Genomic DNA, 17,533 nt, shown 5'->3' with positions numbered 1-17,533 from the left:
CAATAAATAGACAAATCTGTCTATTTATTGAATTATGTTTGTACCATGAAACAACGGGGACAAGCAGTCATTGAACAAATACTCGACACCGCCGAGCGTTTGTTTTATACGCAGGGTTACAACAGCACGGGTATCAATCAAATTATCGAAGAAGCAGATATTGCCAAAGCTTCGCTCTATAAACATTTCCAGTCCAAGACCGACCTGATGGTGGCCTACCTGGAGCGTTTTCACCGGCAGTGGTTCGAGCGTCTGCAGACGGATATCGCTAAAACGACCGACCCGAAACAAAAGTTACTGGCTATTTTTGACCACCATGGCGAACGCCAGCGCATCCGGGAATTTGGCGGTTGCCCCTTTGTCCGCGCCAACGATGATGCCGGGATGAGCGATCCGCGTATCCTGGCGGAGATACAAACCGCTAAAGACCGCCTTAAAAAATTCATCGCCCAATTGGTTGCGGCTTCCGGTCACAAGCAGGTCTTAGCTGATGATGACCTCTCCGAGACCATCTATCTATTGATCGAAGGCGGCGTGGTCGCCGCATCCATTTTCAAACAAGGCATCGATCTGCAAACTGCCAAAAGCATTATCCAAAAACTCATCTGACATGAAAACTACTGCCAATAAATGGCTGGAACTGGCCATCGTTTTATCCGCTCCCCTGCTTTCGGTGATCGATGTATTCATCATTAATGTGGCCATCCCGGCGATCAAAAAAGGTGTCCATGCCACAGACGCCGAAGTGCAACTGGTGATCGCAGGCTATTTATTGGGTTATGCGGCTTTCCTGATCACGGGTGGCCGCGCAGGTGACCAATTCGGCAGAAAAAGAGTGTTCTTTTGGGGAATGTTGGCTTTTACGGTGGCTTCCTGTCTGTGCGGATTGTCGATAACACCTTTGCAATTGAACATTACCCGTTTCTTTCAGGGATTGAGCGCTTCGTTCATGGTTCCGCAGACCATCGCTTTTATCCAGGTACTGTTCACCGACCCGAAAGAACGGGCTAAAGCCATTGGCATGTTCGGCATCACGTTGGGCATCGCTTCGGTGACCGGGCAGGTTTTGGGTGGGTATCTTTCGGATACCCATTGGGCGATCGAGGGCTGGCGGCTGATTTTCCTGATCAATCTACCGATCGGTATCGCCGCGCTTTGGGCAACGCATCACTATGTGAGCGAAACTCCGACTAACCATAGGATTAAGTTCGACTATTCCGGTATTTTTATTCTGACTGTGGCCTTGTTTTGTTTGATCTATCCTTTGATCGAGGGGCGTGAGCATGGCTGGCCCTTGTGGAGTTTCGCTTTACTGCTCGGTTCATTGGGCACCTTTGCTTATTTTATCCGTGATCAGCGACGGAAATTAACCGCAGGTCAAAACCCTTTGGTCGATGTCCGCTTGTTCAGGATCAAAGATTTTAATATCGGGATCATTGCGGCCTTGTTCCATTTCATGCTGCACACCTCTTATTTGTTATTGAGCGCGGTATATCTGCAAAATGGACTTGGCGTTTCGGCACTGCATTGCGGCTTATACTTTGTTGTGCCGGGTATCCTGTTTACCGCTTCCTCCATCGCAGCTTCCAAACTGATCCTGCGTTTTGGCAAACGGGTTTTACAGGCCGGGGCTTTGTTCATGGGCCTGACGTTCCTGTTGCAGATCCAGTTTCTAAAACCGGGGGTAGATACCCGTGTTATTATTGCGCTGATGGGCGCCTGGGGTTTGGGTAATGGCTTTGTGTTGCCTTCGTTATTGAACATCGCGCTCAAAAGTGTCCCATCTGAATACGCGGGTGCAGCGGCCGGCGTCTATTCGACTTTCCAGCAAACCGCTTCTGCTTTGGGCGTGAGCATCATCGGCGGTATCTTTTTTTACTTTTCGCGCCAGGGCTGGCAACAAGCATACACCGCAGGTATTGGCGCGATATTGATTTGCATCGTACTAGTATTGTTGATGCTCTACTTACTGCCCAATAACAAAACAATGGACGGACATGCGATCGCAGCTGAATAATTATTCATGCACCAGGTCACCAATCGAAATATAGAACATATCGCAAATTTCAGTCAGTGATTCGATGGTAAGTTCACGGGCGCCCGATAACCAGTGGCGCAGTTCGTTCAGTTCCATCCTCATCGAGCGGCCGAACTGCAAATTATCCCAGCCTTTTTCATGTCGCAGCGTTTCGATGCGTTCCCGCAAAGCACTACGGTGTTCGCTTAGCACCAAGTCCCTGGGGCGCAGTTGAGCCACGATACGTACCAATAAAGCCGAAGTTTTTTCCGTTCTCATAAGCGATATCTTTAAGGTGAATGGTTAAGTTAACCAAAAGAAAGGTCATCCGCAAGGGCTTAACACAATGATAACATTTAATAAAAATTCCGCCCCTTGTGTATCGCTGTTTCCGCAGGTGCCGTTGAGCGGCCATCATAGTTGACAGGTTTAGTGGTTTCATCGCCGCGCATCAAGGTTTGCGGCAGATCGCGAAAAAATTGTGTTGACTGAAAGTCAAGAAGCTCAGCGCCGGCATTTCATGCGGCGGGATCAATCAGCGCGGCCAATGTTTCGGCAATGCTGCGCAATAAACCGGCCTCCGCTGGTTCATTACCCAGAGCCCGGTAACCGCTTTCTTCATCCGGTTCAAAAATAACGGTCGTTTCGCCGATGAGGACGGCAATGCGATGGGTATAACCATAGCGTTCGAAGCGGGCTTTGAACTCAAGGTCTGCGCCTTGATAAGTGATGGGTAAGTTGAATGGCTCGTTCATTTTTGCAGCTTCAAATATACACGGACAAACAAAAATCCTTGAAATTGTTTGAACAATAATGGCAAAGATTTTTATTACGGGTTCGGCTGACGGGCTGGGGCAGCTGGCAGCAAGAGCGTTAGTCAAAAACGGGCACGAGGTCGTCCTGCATGCCCGGAATTTACAGCGTGGCAGGGAGGCATTGAAGCAGGTTCCCGGTGCGTCTGATGTGCTGATTGCCGATCTATCGGATTTAGCAGAGGTTAAGGCGCTGGCGGATAAAGCGAACGCTTTGGACACTTTCGACGCGGTCATTCATAATGCCGGGGTGTACCGGGCCAATACCCAGCAATTGCTTTATATCAATACGTTGGCTCCTTATATTTTAACAGCATTGATGAATAAACCGAAGCGCCTCATTTATTTGAGTTCGGGGATGCACCTGTCAGGCAGGCCGGAATGGACGAACGGCCCTTCGTATTCGGATACCAAACTGCATGTACTGATGCTGGCCAAAGCGTTGGCGCAGAAATGGCCGGAGGTTTATGCCAATGCGGTCGATCCGGGTTGGGTACCGACCAAGATGGGCTGCGCAGGTGCGCCGGACGACCTGGAAAAAGGTTATCAGACGCAGGTTTGGTTAGCGACCGGTGATGAGCCTGATGCACTTGTCAGCGGGCAATATTTTCATCACCAGCAGATCGCAAGGCATCATCGCGCGGCGGACGATGTTCAGTTACAGGATGACCTGATGGCGCATTGTGCCCGGCTGACGGGCGTGTCGCTGCCACATGTTCCAAAATAGCCGATGAGTACAATCTGCTTCCTGTAATTGTTTATCTTAGTTGCGATGACGCTTTATGAATTTAATCTTCTGAACGATGAGGAACGCGCTGCATTTGCTATGCAGGGCAACTTCGTCGAGGTGCGTTTTGAAAACGAGTTGAGGGTCGCTTTGTATAGTCACCCAAATTTTTTCGCGGAGGTTTTCTATGATAGCGGAACTAATAAGATCGTGCGCTGCCGGGCCTTTATTTCGCTGCTGCCATTAGCGGCTTATATCCATCTGAATTAATATTTGCTTGATGAAAAATATCCTGCTGGCGAGTACTTCGTCTTTATTTGGTGAAAGTTACCTGGCTTACTTGAGTTCAGAAATAACCTCGCTTTTTGACAAAGAAGTTCTGTTTATTCCTTATGCCTGTCCTGGCGGTATTTCGCATGACGAGTACACGGCCAAAGCCGCTGAAGCTTTTGCGGCATTGAATATTAAATTAACGGGGTTGCACACCTCTGCCGATCCCGAAGCAGCTATCCGCGGTGCCAAAGGCTTTTTTACGGGCGGCGGCAATACCTTTTTGTTGGTCAAGCAGCTACATGAACTTGACCTAATGGATAACTTAAAAGCGGCAGTAGAAAAAGGGGCTCCTTATTTGGGTACCAGTGCCGGTAGTAATATCGCTGGTATCAGTATGCAAACGACCAACGATATGCCGATCGTTTATCCGCCAAGTTTTAAAACCTTGGGTCTGGTACCATTTAATTTGAACCCGCATTACCTCGACCCTGATCCGACGTCGAGGCACAATGGCGAAACGCGGGAAACGCGTATCCGGGAGTTCCATACGCAAAATCCGGAACCGGTCATCGGTTTGAGGGAAGGTAACTGGATCAGGGTACTCGGCGAAAAGATCACCGTCGAGGGCCGTTATGATACTCGGATATTTGAGCCGAACAAACCCGCTTACGAAATACCGCCAGGCACCGCATTGGTCTTTTAGTGCACACTGATCTGTTGCGGATCGGTCACCTCGATCTCGGGTTTGCCTTTGTACGCGATCACTTTGCCTTTAACGGTGATGTTCCTGCCGTCTAACTTCAAATCTTGGGCACCTTCCTTTAGGACGATGGTCAATAATTGTCCAGGATAAGCCGCGCCTAAATTGACCAGGATCATCTCGCCGATACTGCGAGAGCTGTAAGCCTGCGCGGTAATGCAGACCCATTCGTTGATATGTTGACCGGCATCTTTGATGTCGATCACTTTCGGCGCGTTGGCGCTCATCGGTGTGCCGATAGGGATGACGATACCCTTTACAGGATATTGCGTAAAGATTTTGTTGAGTTCGCCTGCTAAGCGGATGCCCCCCTTTTCAATGCGTTCCTGCACCACAGGGATATTGGCTTTGTAATAATCATCATCCAGTTTATTGCTTTTTACAACATCAGCATAAATTTTGGTGGATACCTGGTAGCTTTCCCAGAGCCATTGTATCGGGTCCTCGGCCTGCCATTTTTTGTTGTCGGCGGGTGTAGTGTTATCGTAATCTTTCGCCATCTGGTCAAAGGTTTTGCCTTCACGGTTAATCAGCCCACTATCCCATAGGCTGTGCAGGTTGCTGCCGTTGCCATTGAACTGAACTTGAATACTGTTACCACCTTTGTCTTCAGCACGGCTCACATGCATGGGTTGGTGGAGGTCACCAACAAAATGAACGATAAATTTTAAGGCGATGGTTTTTTCTTCGTTTGGCGTGGTGTTACTTTTTAGTTTAGCTTCGTATTTCAGCAGTGCCTTGTACACATTATCATCTTTCTGGTTTTTCACCTCTTCGGAGAATTGCGCGAAACTGTAACCCAGGTTCAGGTCGACGTAATGCTCCGGTCCGGTAGATTTGTACTCTGGCGTATTGCGTACCTCATCTGCCCAGGAGGCAATGTCAGCAATGCTCTGTTCGCCTAATAAAGCTTTGATGGATGTTTTGGCTTCGGGCGTCAGGTGGTTCTCGGCGATGGTCGCAACGGTCTTATGACCGATACCGCCCCAGGATACCAGAACAATCGCTAATACAAGCGCAAATAAAGAAAGGAAACGATACTTCATGAACCAAAGATAAGCGATACAAGCGAAAACTTTTAACTTTGTTCATGAGTAGATTAGACCGGGTAGTTTTCTTCTCCAAGCATGATCAAATGGGTCCGCATATGCTCGGACTTGCCGAAAAACTACTAGATCAATCTTTCGATTTTTCAAGCTTGAATCTCAATGCACTATTGGAGTTTCATCATATCTGGCAATACTTTGAAAACGACCTTTATCTGGAACGGTGGACAGCCGAACAAAAAGTTACTTTCAACCATATTGTCGATCAAGCGATGGCTGCACTTCGCGACCTTCTACTAACACTTCCCGCTGATCATTTTTTCACCGAACTTAATCAACTGGAACTCCACAACCGGGGAAACTTCTGGCTGGTGTTCCGGTATTTTGAGATATATAAAAAAATAGATCGGACGATATTCACCGATCTGTTGACCGCCCATCCCCGCCATATCCGGTATATTTTACCACTGAAACAATTGGTGCAGCATTACGATGGTGAGCTCAAATCCTTTCTCCTCACCTATGAAGAAAGTGCCGAATTATTACTCGCTCATTACGAGGAAAAAATTACTAGAGAGCCTCTTAATTATTATTTTCCAAAAAGCCTTTCTGATCTTGACAAGCATACAATCATCAGTACTTATTTGGACTCTTCAGAACCTAATTGGAATTATGTAGACCTGATTAAAAACTCGAAGCACCTCAAACTCCCGCCAAAAATATTACTTAAAGCGAAACAGACTGCCAAAAAGTTGAGCGATCGACATTTTACCGAAGCCAATTCGATTCAGGTATCGGTGTCCGTTTCTTTAGCGTTAGACCAAGATATACCGGCAAAGTGGCAGAGTCAAAATACCCATACGGAGGTCTCCTACGGTGGTGCTTATCTTGATACTCTGAAAACCGACACAGCGTTGTTTACAGTATTCCATGACTTATTTGACTATACGGATCAGGAGGGCCTGATCACGCTCGTCAGTAAGGACGCAGAAATGGATACCTTCGAAAAAATATTAATGCAATCCAAAAACAAGTATTCCGCAGGCATTGAATTTGGCCGTAAAGACCTGTTGTCATTGGCCCAGCTCAGTATCATGCAGGCTTATTTAAGTCATCATCATCGGTCCCTCGAAGAGTTAATTGAAAATTTCGTTACCGGCTTTTTTAAGATTGAAAAACTTACCTTTAAAATGCCGGACGCGGGACTAAGCCCTTCCGACAAAATTCGTTTGCTTGCACCCGAAATGGAGTATTTGCTCAAACAATACAAAAACTTTGTAGCCGATGGTTTGATCGATCACGAGTTGTTGCAACTGGATTCCACACCGATATTTTATAGCGAAATTCCGAGTTTGGTTAGAAAAAAGTATGTGTCCTCTACCCACCAGACCATCCATATGCTGCAAAATTATTTTTTTGATCCGAACAGCGTTCTGTCGTGGCGAAAAGGCATAGAAAATAGGCGAAACGTCTTTGGCATGTTCCTCACCGAACGAGTAATGAGGACTGATTTTGAAGATTACCAACAGCCTGTCGTGGACCACCTGCTGCAAACTGGCTATTTGAAACTCCAGGATGGCGAATTAAAAATGAAGGATACTCTGGCTATCCTGATCGCCGGGAAACTTCGGAAAAATGGACATGTTGGCTACTGGCATTGTGATCAGACACTGCGTGCGACGATGGACCGTATGATTGCTGAAGGAATGTTAACCATCTCAAACCATCTTTTTACGTCCGATGAGGTTAGCTATTTTAACTTCTATCTGAATAAAAAAGAATTCAGTAATGGAAAGGACCTCCGGAACAAATATTTACACGGGTCAAATGACAGGGATGCCAAACGTCAGAAAATGGACTATTTGTATTTCTTAAGGACTTTTATCCTTATTTTACTAAAATTGAAGGAGGATGTGTCGCTCGATGATAATGTCCCCGGCGAACCGGGGACTTAGAAACTTTTATTACGCGGTCACTTTAGCGCCCCGTGTTCGCTTTTTTTTTGTGCCCTCCTCCGCGCCATCTACGTTTTGCGTTTGTTTGGAATCGTGTTTCTTGTCCTGTTTGAACTCGGCCTTTTTATAATGCTCCAATTGCTGGGCCTCCCCTTTCCAGTTGGTGAGGTTCACGCGGTGCTCGGCGGGGTTAGCTTCGATAAAAAGCTTGACCTCCTTGCCGTTTTTCATGGCGGTTACCTGGTGGCGGTTGCCTTTTTCCAGCGACTTCATCAGTTTGTCTTTGGCGCCGGGTTCACCGATGCCTACGATATCCATCATATCGATGGGTTTTTCGGGATGATAGTTCCATTTGTCGTTGAAGGTGCGCATTTTGCCGCCGTCGAGCGTGAGCCAGGCATTGTACTTTTCGTTTTCCAGGTTCTCCAGTTGTTTGTGGACCGAACGACCCTCTAACAAATTATAGGCCTCTTTAGCCGTGATGCCTGAGCCACGGTTGATGTAGAAGGTATGCTCCGGGTCCTTGTTTTGGATCTTGGCATCGTACTTATTGAAAAAGTACATCTCATTCTCGCCGCCGGCTTTGAAATGCAACTTATAGTCCACATTCTGCTGGTTGTATTCCAGCGTGGCGGGTAACGTAAACTCGGTCGCTTTCGACCGGATGTTCTTTTCGAGGTCTTCGTTCAGCTGCTCGCCGAAACCCAGGTTCAGCAATTGCTTTTGCAGGTAACTTAAATTTTCGTTGTTCATGATATATTGATTTTGTAGTTTATAATTCAGTCCGTCCAGGTGGGGTTCATCGAATACCTTTTGGTAAAGTTTCGTTATGGCATCATCGACGGGCATATCGGGCTCAAATATTCGGGAAACGATACCTTCGCCGGTATCCAGCCAGGCATGGTTAAAGCCCAGTTCAAAGTCGCCTTTGGTGTTCCTTGACAGTTCGAATTCGAATTTGACGCCTTCCTTGCGGGTATGTACAAGGGCGGAATCGAATTCATCTTGAGAGACGATCGACCGGAGTTGGTCGGTGACTTCCGGCTCATTGTAACCGAGGTCGGCCAACCGGTTCTTTAACTCGTAGAAGTTTACGGCCTGTTCCATCATTGATTGATCTTAAGTAGTACCGGGTATTCGTCTTTGAGCTTGACTTTAATCTTTTTGACCTTTTTGCTAAAAAGGCCTTTGGCCGCGTTAATGCCACCGGCGGCGGCTTGCGCGCCGAGGCTGGCATCCATGCTCAGGAATTGCATACTTTGTATAGCGTTGTTCGCGCCATCACCGGCCGCGCCGCCGATCTCCGCTTCGGGTGCCGGGATACCGGGCATGCCGTCCAAGCTAAAGACGGTTAGGTTCACCGGTATAATTTGTTTGTCCAGCCTGATATTCTGGATCGTCAGTAGCAGACGTTGGTTGGTAACCGAACAGACACCAAATATTTCCTGGCCTTTGGGTATCCATTGGTCTTTAACTTTAACCGAGTCCGTTAATTTCAGTTTGACGGCAGCGCCATCCCGCACTTTTTGTTTGCCATCAACAATGGCGGGTATCGCTTTAAAAGGTGTGGAATCTTCGGGCTTCGTTTCTTTTTTAATGGCTTGCGGATTTTGGATCTGCCGGATCTGCGTGAGCATTTGACTGAGCTGCTTTAGTTGCGGGTCTTCCTGCTGCTGGCTGCTTTTTATCATTTTATTCATCGCTTGCAGTTTTTTAATGCTTTGTTCATTCGGATCGTTGGCTGAGTAAGCCGTGGTTTGTACCGGCGGCTGTGCCAATTGCTTGTTGATCGCCGCCAGTTTTTCCTGGATGCGTGCCGCGCTTTGATCGGCATCAGGTCTGTTATTGACCGCGGTGATCCTGGCGGAGTCAGCGTTTTTGAGGCCCATAGCCTTCAGAAAGGATGGGCTAACGCCGTCGTGCACCGAGTCGCGTAGAACAGCTTGGTAAACCGATAGCTTATCGTGTTTTTCCTGGTTGCCGAACTGCGCCTGTGGCAGCGTGGTGTCGATGCCGCGAGCGGCTGTTTGCTGCTGATGTGTCCGGCCGCCGCCAAGCGCCCAGAATGCCAGTGTGAGAAAGGGTATCACCAACAGTGGGAGGATGAGATAAAATTTGTGTTGTTTTTCCATGGTCTGTAAGATTGTGGCCGATGAACAAAGGCATACGGCCGGGTTTAACAAAAACTTTATTGCAGGGAAGCGACCAGGTCAGCAGTGCGGCATAAATGCACGCGCAGAGAACGAGGATGCGGTGTTGCTTTTTCATTGGTTGATGGTGGTGTCGCGGTTAGCCAAAGTTTCCCAGCGCTCGATAAGGAACCCGTGGGGATTATTATCGCTTCGGCTCACATTGCGCAGGTAACCCTGCGTAATGAGCAGCTTGTTCACATTGGAGGTCGAGCGCACGAGTTTCTGGATGGCCCAGCACTTAAAATAATACGGGTATTGGTCCATGTCGAGCTGAATGCTATCGACCTCGATCTGCTGGCTGATGTTACCCGAGATCAAATTGTTATAGTAACTTTTTTCTTTTAGGCCGTTATACTGATTACGCGCAGATTCGTCAGCGAGATAGAGCGCCTTGCCGATATTGGCTTCGATGACCTTTTCATCGGGATCGAGCGTGAAGAAATCGTGATGGAACATCCGGATATGGTCACGGGCCTCGACCGGGATGTTATCCTTGCGGTCGGCAGCGAAAGCTTCCAGGGCCTTTCCGCCCGCTAAGATGTAGACGTGTGAATTGGCCGCTGAAGCGAACTGGTAGCTTTTAAAGGTGGCGAAGCCGCAGATGAGCGTGCAGGCCGCGATCAGGATATAGCTAAAGCGCCTGATGTGCTGGAAGCTGGTTTCGATGTTTTTGAGATGGCTGAACATAATTTAGCTTTTAGGGTTGCCGTTGAATTTTTCTTTTTGATAATCATGAGCTGGTTCGGGAGCAGCGGTAGCGATATGGTGGTTACTGCTACTGGTGAAGGCACCGCTAAATGCGCCACCGGCAGATATGACCGCTGTTGAGGCAAGGGTGCTGACTTTATTGAGCAGCCCATTACCACCGCCGGGGTTGATGATATAACCGGCTACCGCTGGTACGGTGAAATAACCGATGATGCCGATCAATAAAAAAATCAGATAGGCTGTGTCGGTAGATGAAAAAAATGTGTCGCCAGCCGACTGCACTTGCTGAATATCGAGTTTGAGCATATTCTCCTGTACCTTACCGATGATGGCACCGAAAATATTGGCTACGGGCAGCCATAAGAACACATTCACGTATTTGGCCATCCAGGTGTTTAGCGTGAACTGGAAACCATCGAAAACGGATAAACCGAGGACCAAAGGTCCGAGGATAGCCAGGACGATGAGATAGAAGGTACGGATCGTATTGATACACAGCGCTGCCGCTTCGTAGCATACTTGTAAGACTTCGCTCATCCATTGCTTGACACTATTCCGGAAATTATAACTGGCTTTCGCCATCGCGAATTTCATGTCATTACCCACCGAACTGAACATACCTTCTTTGGCATCATTGGGATCATCAGGATGTGAATATTTGTACCATTTATCCCGGTCGCCTTCCCCGTCAGTGCCCACATACATTTGGTAAGCATCCGTCTTTTCAACCGCCGCTTGCTTAGCAGCTAAGAGTGTTTGGATCGCCGCATCAGAATTTTGGACCATGCTGCCGGAGGCGGTTACGGTTGGATTTAATATCCCGTTCATTAAGGCGATAAATGAAGGGAATAAAAGGATGACCAGGCCAATAGCGAAAGGCCGCATCAGCGGATAAAAGTCGATGGGCTCAGCGGCAGCGATCTGCCGCCAGACACGGGTGCTGATATAGAGCAACGCGCCGAAACCTGCGATACCCCGGCCAACGCCGATCAGGCTGCTACATAGCGGCATCATGTCATTGTAGACCCCGTTCAGCACGCCCTGCAGGCCGCCGACATCGCTCGATAGGCCGGTAATTTGCATTAATGTATTCATGGTAAGTGGTATAAGCTTTTGAGTGTTTGGACATCGTTCACATCTTTAGTCCTTTGAAGCGACAGGATGACGCCTTGCCGGTCAAAGTGCTGCAGAAATTGATATTGGTCTGAGCTGTCTTCGTGGATTCTGTCAATAGCTTTAAGTCTTTCGGCATCTGACATGCGTAGCTTGCCAGCCATGAGGACATCCGTTAAGCGGCTCAAATTTTGCAGGCTTTGTTGTAATAATGTCGTGTAAACATTGGCCATGTAGCTGAGTTCGCTGGCATTAAAGCTGCCGCTTTGCGCAAACTGCTTTTTGTAGCGGCTATACTCGGTCACCAAGTTGGCCTGTAACAAGATGATGTCCGCGACACGACCATAGTTAGCGACAGATGGGCTAACCGCATTCAAACCATTAAGAAAGGTGGAATGGAGACTGAAATTGCCGCTTTGTATGGACTTGACCTGATTATAACCACCATTGACAATATCATAGCCGGTTTTCATATCGGACAGGATACCTTTGAGTTGTGTTAATTTCTCAATATCAAGAATTAACTGCGTAATGTCGCTCGTTTGGGCGCGGGCGCCTAAACTCAGCAATAAGCATATTACGGTCATCTTAATGGTTCGCATATAAATTGGTTATGGTGTGTGCATCATTAGTTTCCTGCTGGCGACGGAGTACCAGTATTTTGATGGAATTGATGAAGCTTTGGCTGAACTGGTATTTCTCCAGCATCGAAGCATGAATTGCATTCAATATTTTGAGGCGCTCGTCATCGCTTAACTGCAATTCATTTGCCGCTAACAGGTTTTGCAAATCAGTTATATCCTTGCTGCATTGGCTCAATACCTTATTTTTAACAGTAGTTTCATAGATAACTTCGTCGGATGTTAAGCCATTAAATGATTGACTAAAAGCCGAGTTGATGTAGGTTTGATAGTTTAAAATGTCTTTGACCTGGTTACTTTTTTTGACGGCTGACGACGGCGTTTTCAAGGCCGTGTAATAAGCGGTATGGGCATTCAACTCTTCGGTATTGATATTGGCAATAGCATTCAGCCCGTTTTTGCAAACGTTATAACCTTGTTTGATCTCGGAGCGCAGGGCATTATAGGCAGCGAGCTGCTGCTCATAATATTTAATTTGCGCGTTGGCTTGGCCAAACAATTGTGCTTGCGCTGGTAAAGCGAATAGCAGTAGCGGGATATATTTAATGCAGGCCATATAGATTTTTGATGGTTTGTACATCGTTCTGATCCTGGGCGCGGGTCAAACTCAGGCGGATGTTCTGGTTTGTGAATTTTTTGAGGTCGTTGTAATTGCCGTCGATCTGGTGTTGGATGTGATCGATCAGTTCCATGCGCTGCCCGTCTGTCATTTGCATTTGGAAGGTATTGATGACCTTGGACAACTGGTCAAGGTTGTTTGCGCTCTCCAATAAAATACCGCTGTACACACGTTGAATTTGGTTGAGTTCGCCAGCATTAAAATGCCCGTCCTGTTGAGTAGCGGCCCAAGAGATTTTATAGAGAGAAACCAGTTGGGTTTGGCGGCTAATGATATGGGTTACCTGCCCGTAATCATAGATAGCGGTTTTGACCTGGGATAGCTCGTTATAGTATTCAGTGAACAAATCCTTTTGCCGGGTGCTGATGCCGGCGATATTGTTCAGTTGCAGTTGGTGCAACTGGTTTTCAATGGCTTTCTGCGCGTTTTGCAGCCAAAGGGTCTTGTTCTGTGCTTGCTGCACCTGCAGGTCGATCGCCCGGATAATGCGGCCAACCGTTTCTTTCAGTACTGTACCCACTACGAATTGCGCGTTAGCAACACCACAAAAAAACAGCAATACCAATGTGATTTTAAAGCTTTTCATAGGTGGTGTTGTTTAAGATGAGTTGGTTATTTTGAAAGACCGGATGCAACTCAAAAAGCTGTTTGATTTTGAATTCCTTCGGCATTACTTTACCATCACGGATTTTTTGAAAGCCGGTATGTTCTATAATGACCGTATCGCGGACTTCGAGTGTATCGTCAGTGATCGAATAAGTACTGTTGGTATGATTGACATATCTGCCATCGTGATTGGTGGCCTTACAAGCCACCGAGAACAAAATGAATGGAATGAACCTTTTCATGCGGCGTTATTTGGGGTTTGTTTTTCTTCCTGCACGATAGCAGCGATAGCTTTGCGGATGTCGCCGTATTGCTGGGTGTATTTCTGGACTTTGGCTTTTTCGGCAGACTCAGTGGTATAGGTCCAGTATTCTTCGCGGCTCACCTCGGTCCGGTAAACTTTGGACAGCTGGCCGTTGAGGGAGATAAATACCTCTTTGTATTGATAGCGTTCGTCGTTCGCCCGGTTCATCGATAGGATCAATGCGGTTTCCTTGTCGGTAATACCCAACAATTGCTGGATCTTAGGGAAGTCATTCTGGTATTTGCGCTGGTCGAGCAGGATTTTACAGTCGCTGTTATTGATGATGGCCTGCTTAACAACGGGGCTACTAATGATATCTTCGATATCCTGGGTCACCACCAGCGCCTCGCCAAAATATTTGCGTACGGTCTTAAAGAGATATTTGATGTATTCAGCCATACCCTCACGGGCGATAGCTTTCCAGGCTTCCTCGATCAAAATCATCTTGCGAACATCCTTCGGGAGCTTTCTCATTTTGGAAACGAAGGTTTCCATGATGATGAGGGTCACCACCGGAAAGAGTATCGGGTGGTCTTTGATGTTATCCAGTTCAAACACGATAAAGCGGCGATTCAGCAGATCGAGGTTTTCTGTAGCGTTCAGCAAATAATCGTATTCGCCACCCTTGTAATAGGGTTTCAAAACGAACAGCAGGTTATCGATATCAAAATGCGCATCCTTCACTTTGCTTGCTTTCATCGTTTCATAGAAAGTGTCGGATAAAAAATCGTAGAAACTGTTAAAGCAAGGAAAATCCGGGTTGGTATTGTAATAGTGGAACAGCGCATCGCTGATGGCGATATATTCGCTTCGTTGTACGCCTTCATCTTCTTTTTTCCAAAGTGCCAGGATCATGGCTTTGATGCTTTCGCGTTTTTCGGTATCAAGCGTGTCGCCTGAACCGACGTAAAAAGGATTGAAAGAGATCGGGCTCTTTTCACTGTAAGTGAAATAATAACCGCCTACAAAGTCACATAGGCCATGATAAGAATGGCCGACATCAACCAAAACGATGTGGGCGCCTTGCTCGAAATAAGAACGGAGCAGGTGGTTAGTAAAGAAGGATTTGCCACTGCCGGAGGGGCCTAAGATGAATTTATTGCGGTTAGTCGTAATACCAGCCTTCATGGGTTCGTCCGATAAATCAACATGCAGGGGCTTGCCAGATAGCCTATCGCCAAGGCGAATGCCGCACGGAGAAAGAGATGACCGGTAGTTCGTTTCGAGGTTAAAGAAACAGCAGGCTTGTTCAGCAAACGTATCGAAGGTGTCGTTCATCGGAAAGTTACCGGCATTACCGGGCAGGCCGGCCCACCAGATCTGTGGCGCACCATCCGTCTCCTGTTTGGGTTGGGCATCAAGTTGCGCTAAAGCGCTGCTGACTTTGTTTTTGATCTCTTTAGGATCGCCCCAGGCAAGGATGTTGAAATGTGCCTTAACCGGAAGCCTTTGCTGGCTGACCGCTTCGTTCAAAAACTCCTGGGTGGCCTCACGGCCGATCGCGTTTTCGCGGGAGTAGGCCGACAGCGATTGCAGGCGCAGCTTTTTGGCTTCCAGTTTTTTAAGGGTCCTGGCACTGTCTTCGATCAGGATATACTGATTATAGATATGATTGCAGTTCAGCAGTGCGCCTACCGGGCTGGCAAAGCCGGTGCTGAACTTGGTTTTGTCGGTAGAGTAAACGTCATAGGTAATGCGCGGGCCGCAAAGTGCTGGCAGATGCGCCGCATCCGCCAGGGTATATAACTGGCAATCATTGTCACCGATAGCAATTCCGTTTTTAAGGTGAATGTCTTTGATAACGGGCTGGTCATCCGCATTCAATAAAAAACAATATTGTTCCAACAAGCCTGGTGTGACAAGCGTTCCCGCCAGTTCGTCATCAGTCAAACGACGGACTTTCAGCCGGCCGCTATCTTCCAAAATGCGTTTGAACTGGCCAACATTGTCTGAAAAATCGCGGGATAATTCTTCCGAAGTGGTTTCCGGTGGTGTAATACGGCTGCGCAATAAACTGCTGGAAGCGCTGGTCACCACCTTAAAATTATTGGGCCGCTTCGTTAAGTAAATGTAGCAGCGGTGCGCAAGGTAAGGCCGCTCATGAAAAAAGCGCTCGCTGGCATGGCTTAAAAAAGTCTGTTCGCTAAACTTTGCCCGATAGCTGGTTTCGACGAACCAATCCTGTTTATGAAACACACTGTTCTTAGGTAACAACTTGACGGCCTTTACCCAGGTTTGATGCAAGGCAAAATATTCGTCGTTCGACAAGGTAAACAGTTCCGGCAGCATAACCTCAAAAGCAATGGTCAATTCACCTTGGGCAGACAACAGCGTATCGTGCTCCACTTTATAAATCGGAAAGACTTGTTCAGCGTTTTTCATAAAATAGTTTTCTGGACTTAAATTTTAAGTAAGTAGGTACTTGTCTTTTGGCGTTCTTTTTCATCAGGCCATGCTCCCCGTATTGGTGACTAAGGCCGAAAACTTTGTAGAATAAAGCGCTGCCCAGGCCACCAATGATGAGGATGCAGAGGTAAACTGCGCAACCGATCAGGTACAGGATAGCAAAAAGGACGAGCAGGGTGACCAGGCCACCGCCGAGATAACCGATGTACTGCGCCTTCAGTCCCTTAAATTCGATGGGGCGGTTAATACCTTTATTGATCGTGTAACTACTCATGACCCAAAGGTCAGGAGGTCGGGGGCGATTATTTCACCACGTTGCAGCAGGTGTGGTTGTATTCCCTAAATGGTAGATCGTGATAGATTAGATTGAACTCCAATAAAGCGTCAGGGCAATTCGAAGAATGCGCTTGATTGTAAAGAACGCTAAAGATATGATGCTTTACAGCCTAAAATTACGGGTGACCTTTGGTTTGGTCATTTGCTCTTGTTGAACCGATCCCAACTGATAGTCTTGATTAGCCTGTATACGCTGGTAGCTTTCCGGATCGAGCCGGTCCTGCTGATGTCCAAATTGTGCGAATTTCTGCGGGTACCGCAGATCGGTTTGCTGGTACTCGGTCAGCCGGAGGCCGTCAAAGCCCATGATGTGGTGATTTTCGTTTGCGATCCCGGTATAAATAAAGTCAGCTCGGTTAAAATAGAAATAATAAGTGGCGATATTTTTAAAGCTTTCGTTGAAATTAAGCCGGATGTTGCTACCGCTGATCGTCAGACCATTTTGTTGAAGACTGCGAAAAGCCACCCGGTCGATCGATTCCTGCGGGCTGTCTAAAAAGAGCACCACCAAGGACGTATGATAGCCCGCATGCCGGGCTTCATCTACCAGCGTGCGGAAACTGGCATCGTTGAAAACAGTTTCCAAAATGATGTCCTTCCTGGCTTGTAACGCCTCCTGGAAAACTGTTTTGGTGCGGCTTTTATAAACATCCGTCATAATGATCTCAAAGCTGGGTAGCTCTGCTATTCTTGACCGGATAAAGCTGGACTTACCCGCGGCATTACAACCCGCGACCATTACAAATTCGGGTTGTTCCATTAGTTGATTTGACGAATGATCGTATCTTTAATAGCGACAGGATGATCATATTCGTCCATCACGACCTCCACTTCGACAAGGTATTTTTCGCCGGTCGGCATTTCTTTGCGGTAGTAGCCGCCATCTTCTCTGAACCTGGCATAAAAAGGATTGCCTAATTCAAAGGCGCGCTGGCGACCTAATTCGTGCATGCCTTTCATATTGGCCAATAAGCGCTCAACTACGGACGATCTTTTCATTACGTAAAGTTACGCGTTT

Annotated in this window: 21 protein-coding genes; 6 read left to right on the top strand and 15 right to left on the bottom strand. The window is 47.4% G+C overall.

Annotated features, from left to right (window positions below; all coding sequences use genetic code 11):
* Nucleotides 1-45 precede the first annotated feature (45 nt).
* Both ACFGVR_RS15680 and ACFGVR_RS15675 read left to right on the top strand, forming a co-directional pair.
* On the top strand, nt 46-609 hold the full coding sequence (locus ACFGVR_RS15680; RefSeq protein ID WP_448698260.1) for a TetR/AcrR family transcriptional regulator: 564 nt from the start codon (nt 46-48) through the stop codon (nt 607-609).
* Between the two features lies 1 nt (nt 610).
* Nucleotides 611-2,017 (top strand): MFS transporter, encoded by a 1,407-nt coding sequence (locus ACFGVR_RS15675; RefSeq protein WP_448698259.1) that lies wholly within the window; start codon nt 611-613, stop codon nt 2,015-2,017.
* Here ACFGVR_RS15675 and ACFGVR_RS15670 read toward each other — a convergent pair whose 3' ends face one another.
* Together ACFGVR_RS15670 and ACFGVR_RS15665 are read right to left on the bottom strand one after the other, a co-directional pair.
* Nucleotides 2,018-2,296 carry a hypothetical protein gene (locus ACFGVR_RS15670; protein WP_448698258.1) on the bottom strand — a complete coding sequence of 93 codons (279 nt, stop codon included), beginning with the start codon at nt 2,294-2,296 and terminating at the stop codon, nt 2,018-2,020.
* A gap of 239 nt (nt 2,297-2,535) precedes the next feature.
* On the bottom strand, nt 2,536-2,772 hold the full coding sequence (locus tag ACFGVR_RS15665) for a hypothetical protein (protein ID WP_448698257.1): 237 nt from the start codon (nt 2,770-2,772) through the stop codon (nt 2,536-2,538).
* Between the two features lie 58 nt (nt 2,773-2,830).
* Between ACFGVR_RS15665 and ACFGVR_RS15660 the strand changes: the two genes are divergently transcribed.
* Genes ACFGVR_RS15660 through pepE form a run of 3 tightly spaced genes read left to right on the top strand, consistent with a single transcriptional unit; the run spans nt 2,831 to nt 4,532 of the window.
* A complete protein-coding gene (locus ACFGVR_RS15660) occupies nt 2,831-3,556 on the top strand; it encodes an SDR family NAD(P)-dependent oxidoreductase (protein WP_448698256.1) in 726 nt (241 codons plus the stop codon).
* 45 nt (nt 3,557-3,601) lie between these two features.
* Nucleotides 3,602-3,826, top strand: coding sequence for a hypothetical protein (locus tag ACFGVR_RS15655; protein WP_448698255.1), 225 nt, complete (start codon nt 3,602-3,604; stop codon nt 3,824-3,826).
* A gap of 10 nt (nt 3,827-3,836) precedes the next feature.
* Nucleotides 3,837-4,532: a dipeptidase PepE gene (gene pepE, locus ACFGVR_RS15650; protein WP_448698254.1), complete on the top strand. Its 696-nt coding sequence runs from the start codon at nt 3,837-3,839 to the stop codon at nt 4,530-4,532.
* Here pepE and ACFGVR_RS15645 read toward each other — a convergent pair.
* On the bottom strand, nt 4,529-5,635 hold the full coding sequence (locus ACFGVR_RS15645) for a S1/P1 nuclease (RefSeq protein WP_448698253.1): 1,107 nt from the start codon (nt 5,633-5,635) through the stop codon (nt 4,529-4,531). The genes pepE and ACFGVR_RS15645 overlap by 4 nt on opposite strands.
* Before the next feature lie 44 nt (nt 5,636-5,679).
* Between ACFGVR_RS15645 and ACFGVR_RS15640 the strand changes: the two genes are divergently transcribed.
* On the top strand, nt 5,680-7,590 hold the full coding sequence (locus ACFGVR_RS15640; protein WP_448698252.1) for a hypothetical protein: 1,911 nt from the start codon (nt 5,680-5,682) through the stop codon (nt 7,588-7,590).
* 9 nt (nt 7,591-7,599) lie between these two features.
* Here ACFGVR_RS15640 and ACFGVR_RS15635 read toward each other — a convergent pair whose 3' ends face one another.
* From ACFGVR_RS15635 to ACFGVR_RS15580, 12 genes are all read right to left on the bottom strand, one after another.
* Entirely contained in the window at nt 7,600-8,700 is a 1,101-nt protein-coding gene (locus ACFGVR_RS15635) for a hypothetical protein (protein WP_448698251.1), read from the bottom strand.
* Nucleotides 8,697-9,722 carry a conjugative transposon protein TraM gene (gene traM / locus ACFGVR_RS15630; RefSeq protein ID WP_448698250.1) on the bottom strand — a complete coding sequence of 342 codons (1,026 nt, stop codon included), beginning with the start codon at nt 9,720-9,722 and terminating at the stop codon, nt 8,697-8,699. The genes ACFGVR_RS15635 and traM overlap by 4 nt, the downstream gene beginning before the upstream one ends.
* Before the next feature lie 132 nt (nt 9,723-9,854).
* Nucleotides 9,855-10,469, bottom strand: a complete 615-nt coding sequence (gene traK, locus ACFGVR_RS15625) for a conjugative transposon protein TraK (protein WP_448698249.1) — start codon at nt 10,467-10,469, stop codon at nt 9,855-9,857.
* A gap of 3 nt (nt 10,470-10,472) precedes the next feature.
* Nucleotides 10,473-11,585, bottom strand: coding sequence for a conjugative transposon protein TraJ (traJ, locus tag ACFGVR_RS15620; RefSeq protein ID WP_448698248.1), 1,113 nt, complete (start codon nt 11,583-11,585; stop codon nt 10,473-10,475).
* The gene (locus ACFGVR_RS15615) at nt 11,582-12,205 is read right to left on the bottom strand and encodes a TerB family tellurite resistance protein (protein WP_448698247.1); all 624 of its coding nucleotides are present in this window, start codon (nt 12,203-12,205) and stop codon (nt 11,582-11,584) included. The genes traJ and ACFGVR_RS15615 overlap by 4 nt, the downstream gene beginning before the upstream one ends.
* Nucleotides 12,192-12,800 carry a hypothetical protein gene (locus ACFGVR_RS15610; RefSeq protein ID WP_448698246.1) on the bottom strand — a complete coding sequence of 203 codons (609 nt, stop codon included), beginning with the start codon at nt 12,798-12,800 and terminating at the stop codon, nt 12,192-12,194. Before ACFGVR_RS15610 ends, ACFGVR_RS15615 begins: the two co-directional genes overlap by 14 nt.
* Nucleotides 12,787-13,449 carry a conjugal transfer protein TraI gene (locus ACFGVR_RS15605; RefSeq protein WP_448698245.1) on the bottom strand — a complete coding sequence of 221 codons (663 nt, stop codon included), beginning with the start codon at nt 13,447-13,449 and terminating at the stop codon, nt 12,787-12,789. Before ACFGVR_RS15605 ends, ACFGVR_RS15610 begins: the two co-directional genes overlap by 14 nt.
* Entirely contained in the window at nt 13,436-13,711 is a 276-nt protein-coding gene (locus ACFGVR_RS15600) for a hypothetical protein (protein ID WP_448698244.1), read from the bottom strand. Before ACFGVR_RS15600 ends, ACFGVR_RS15605 begins: the two co-directional genes overlap by 14 nt.
* The gene (locus ACFGVR_RS15595; RefSeq protein ID WP_448698243.1) at nt 13,708-16,155 is read right to left on the bottom strand and encodes a TraG family conjugative transposon ATPase; all 2,448 of its coding nucleotides are present in this window, start codon (nt 16,153-16,155) and stop codon (nt 13,708-13,710) included. The genes ACFGVR_RS15600 and ACFGVR_RS15595 overlap by 4 nt, the downstream gene beginning before the upstream one ends.
* The gene (locus ACFGVR_RS15590; RefSeq protein ID WP_448698242.1) at nt 16,142-16,453 is read right to left on the bottom strand and encodes a DUF4133 domain-containing protein; all 312 of its coding nucleotides are present in this window, start codon (nt 16,451-16,453) and stop codon (nt 16,142-16,144) included. Before ACFGVR_RS15590 ends, ACFGVR_RS15595 begins: the two co-directional genes overlap by 14 nt.
* 165 nt (nt 16,454-16,618) lie before the next feature.
* Entirely contained in the window at nt 16,619-17,275 is a 657-nt protein-coding gene (locus tag ACFGVR_RS15585) for a zeta toxin family protein (RefSeq protein ID WP_448698241.1), read from the bottom strand.
* Nucleotides 17,275-17,514, bottom strand: coding sequence for a hypothetical protein (locus ACFGVR_RS15580; protein ID WP_448698240.1), 240 nt, complete (start codon nt 17,512-17,514; stop codon nt 17,275-17,277). The genes ACFGVR_RS15585 and ACFGVR_RS15580 overlap by 1 nt, the downstream gene beginning before the upstream one ends.
* Nucleotides 17,515-17,533 lie beyond the last annotated feature (19 nt).

The sequence above is a fragment of the Mucilaginibacter aureus genome (assembly GCF_053514885.1).
The sequence above is the reverse complement of the archived record's forward strand: the minus strand, read 5'-3'. Positions and strand labels throughout refer to the sequence as shown.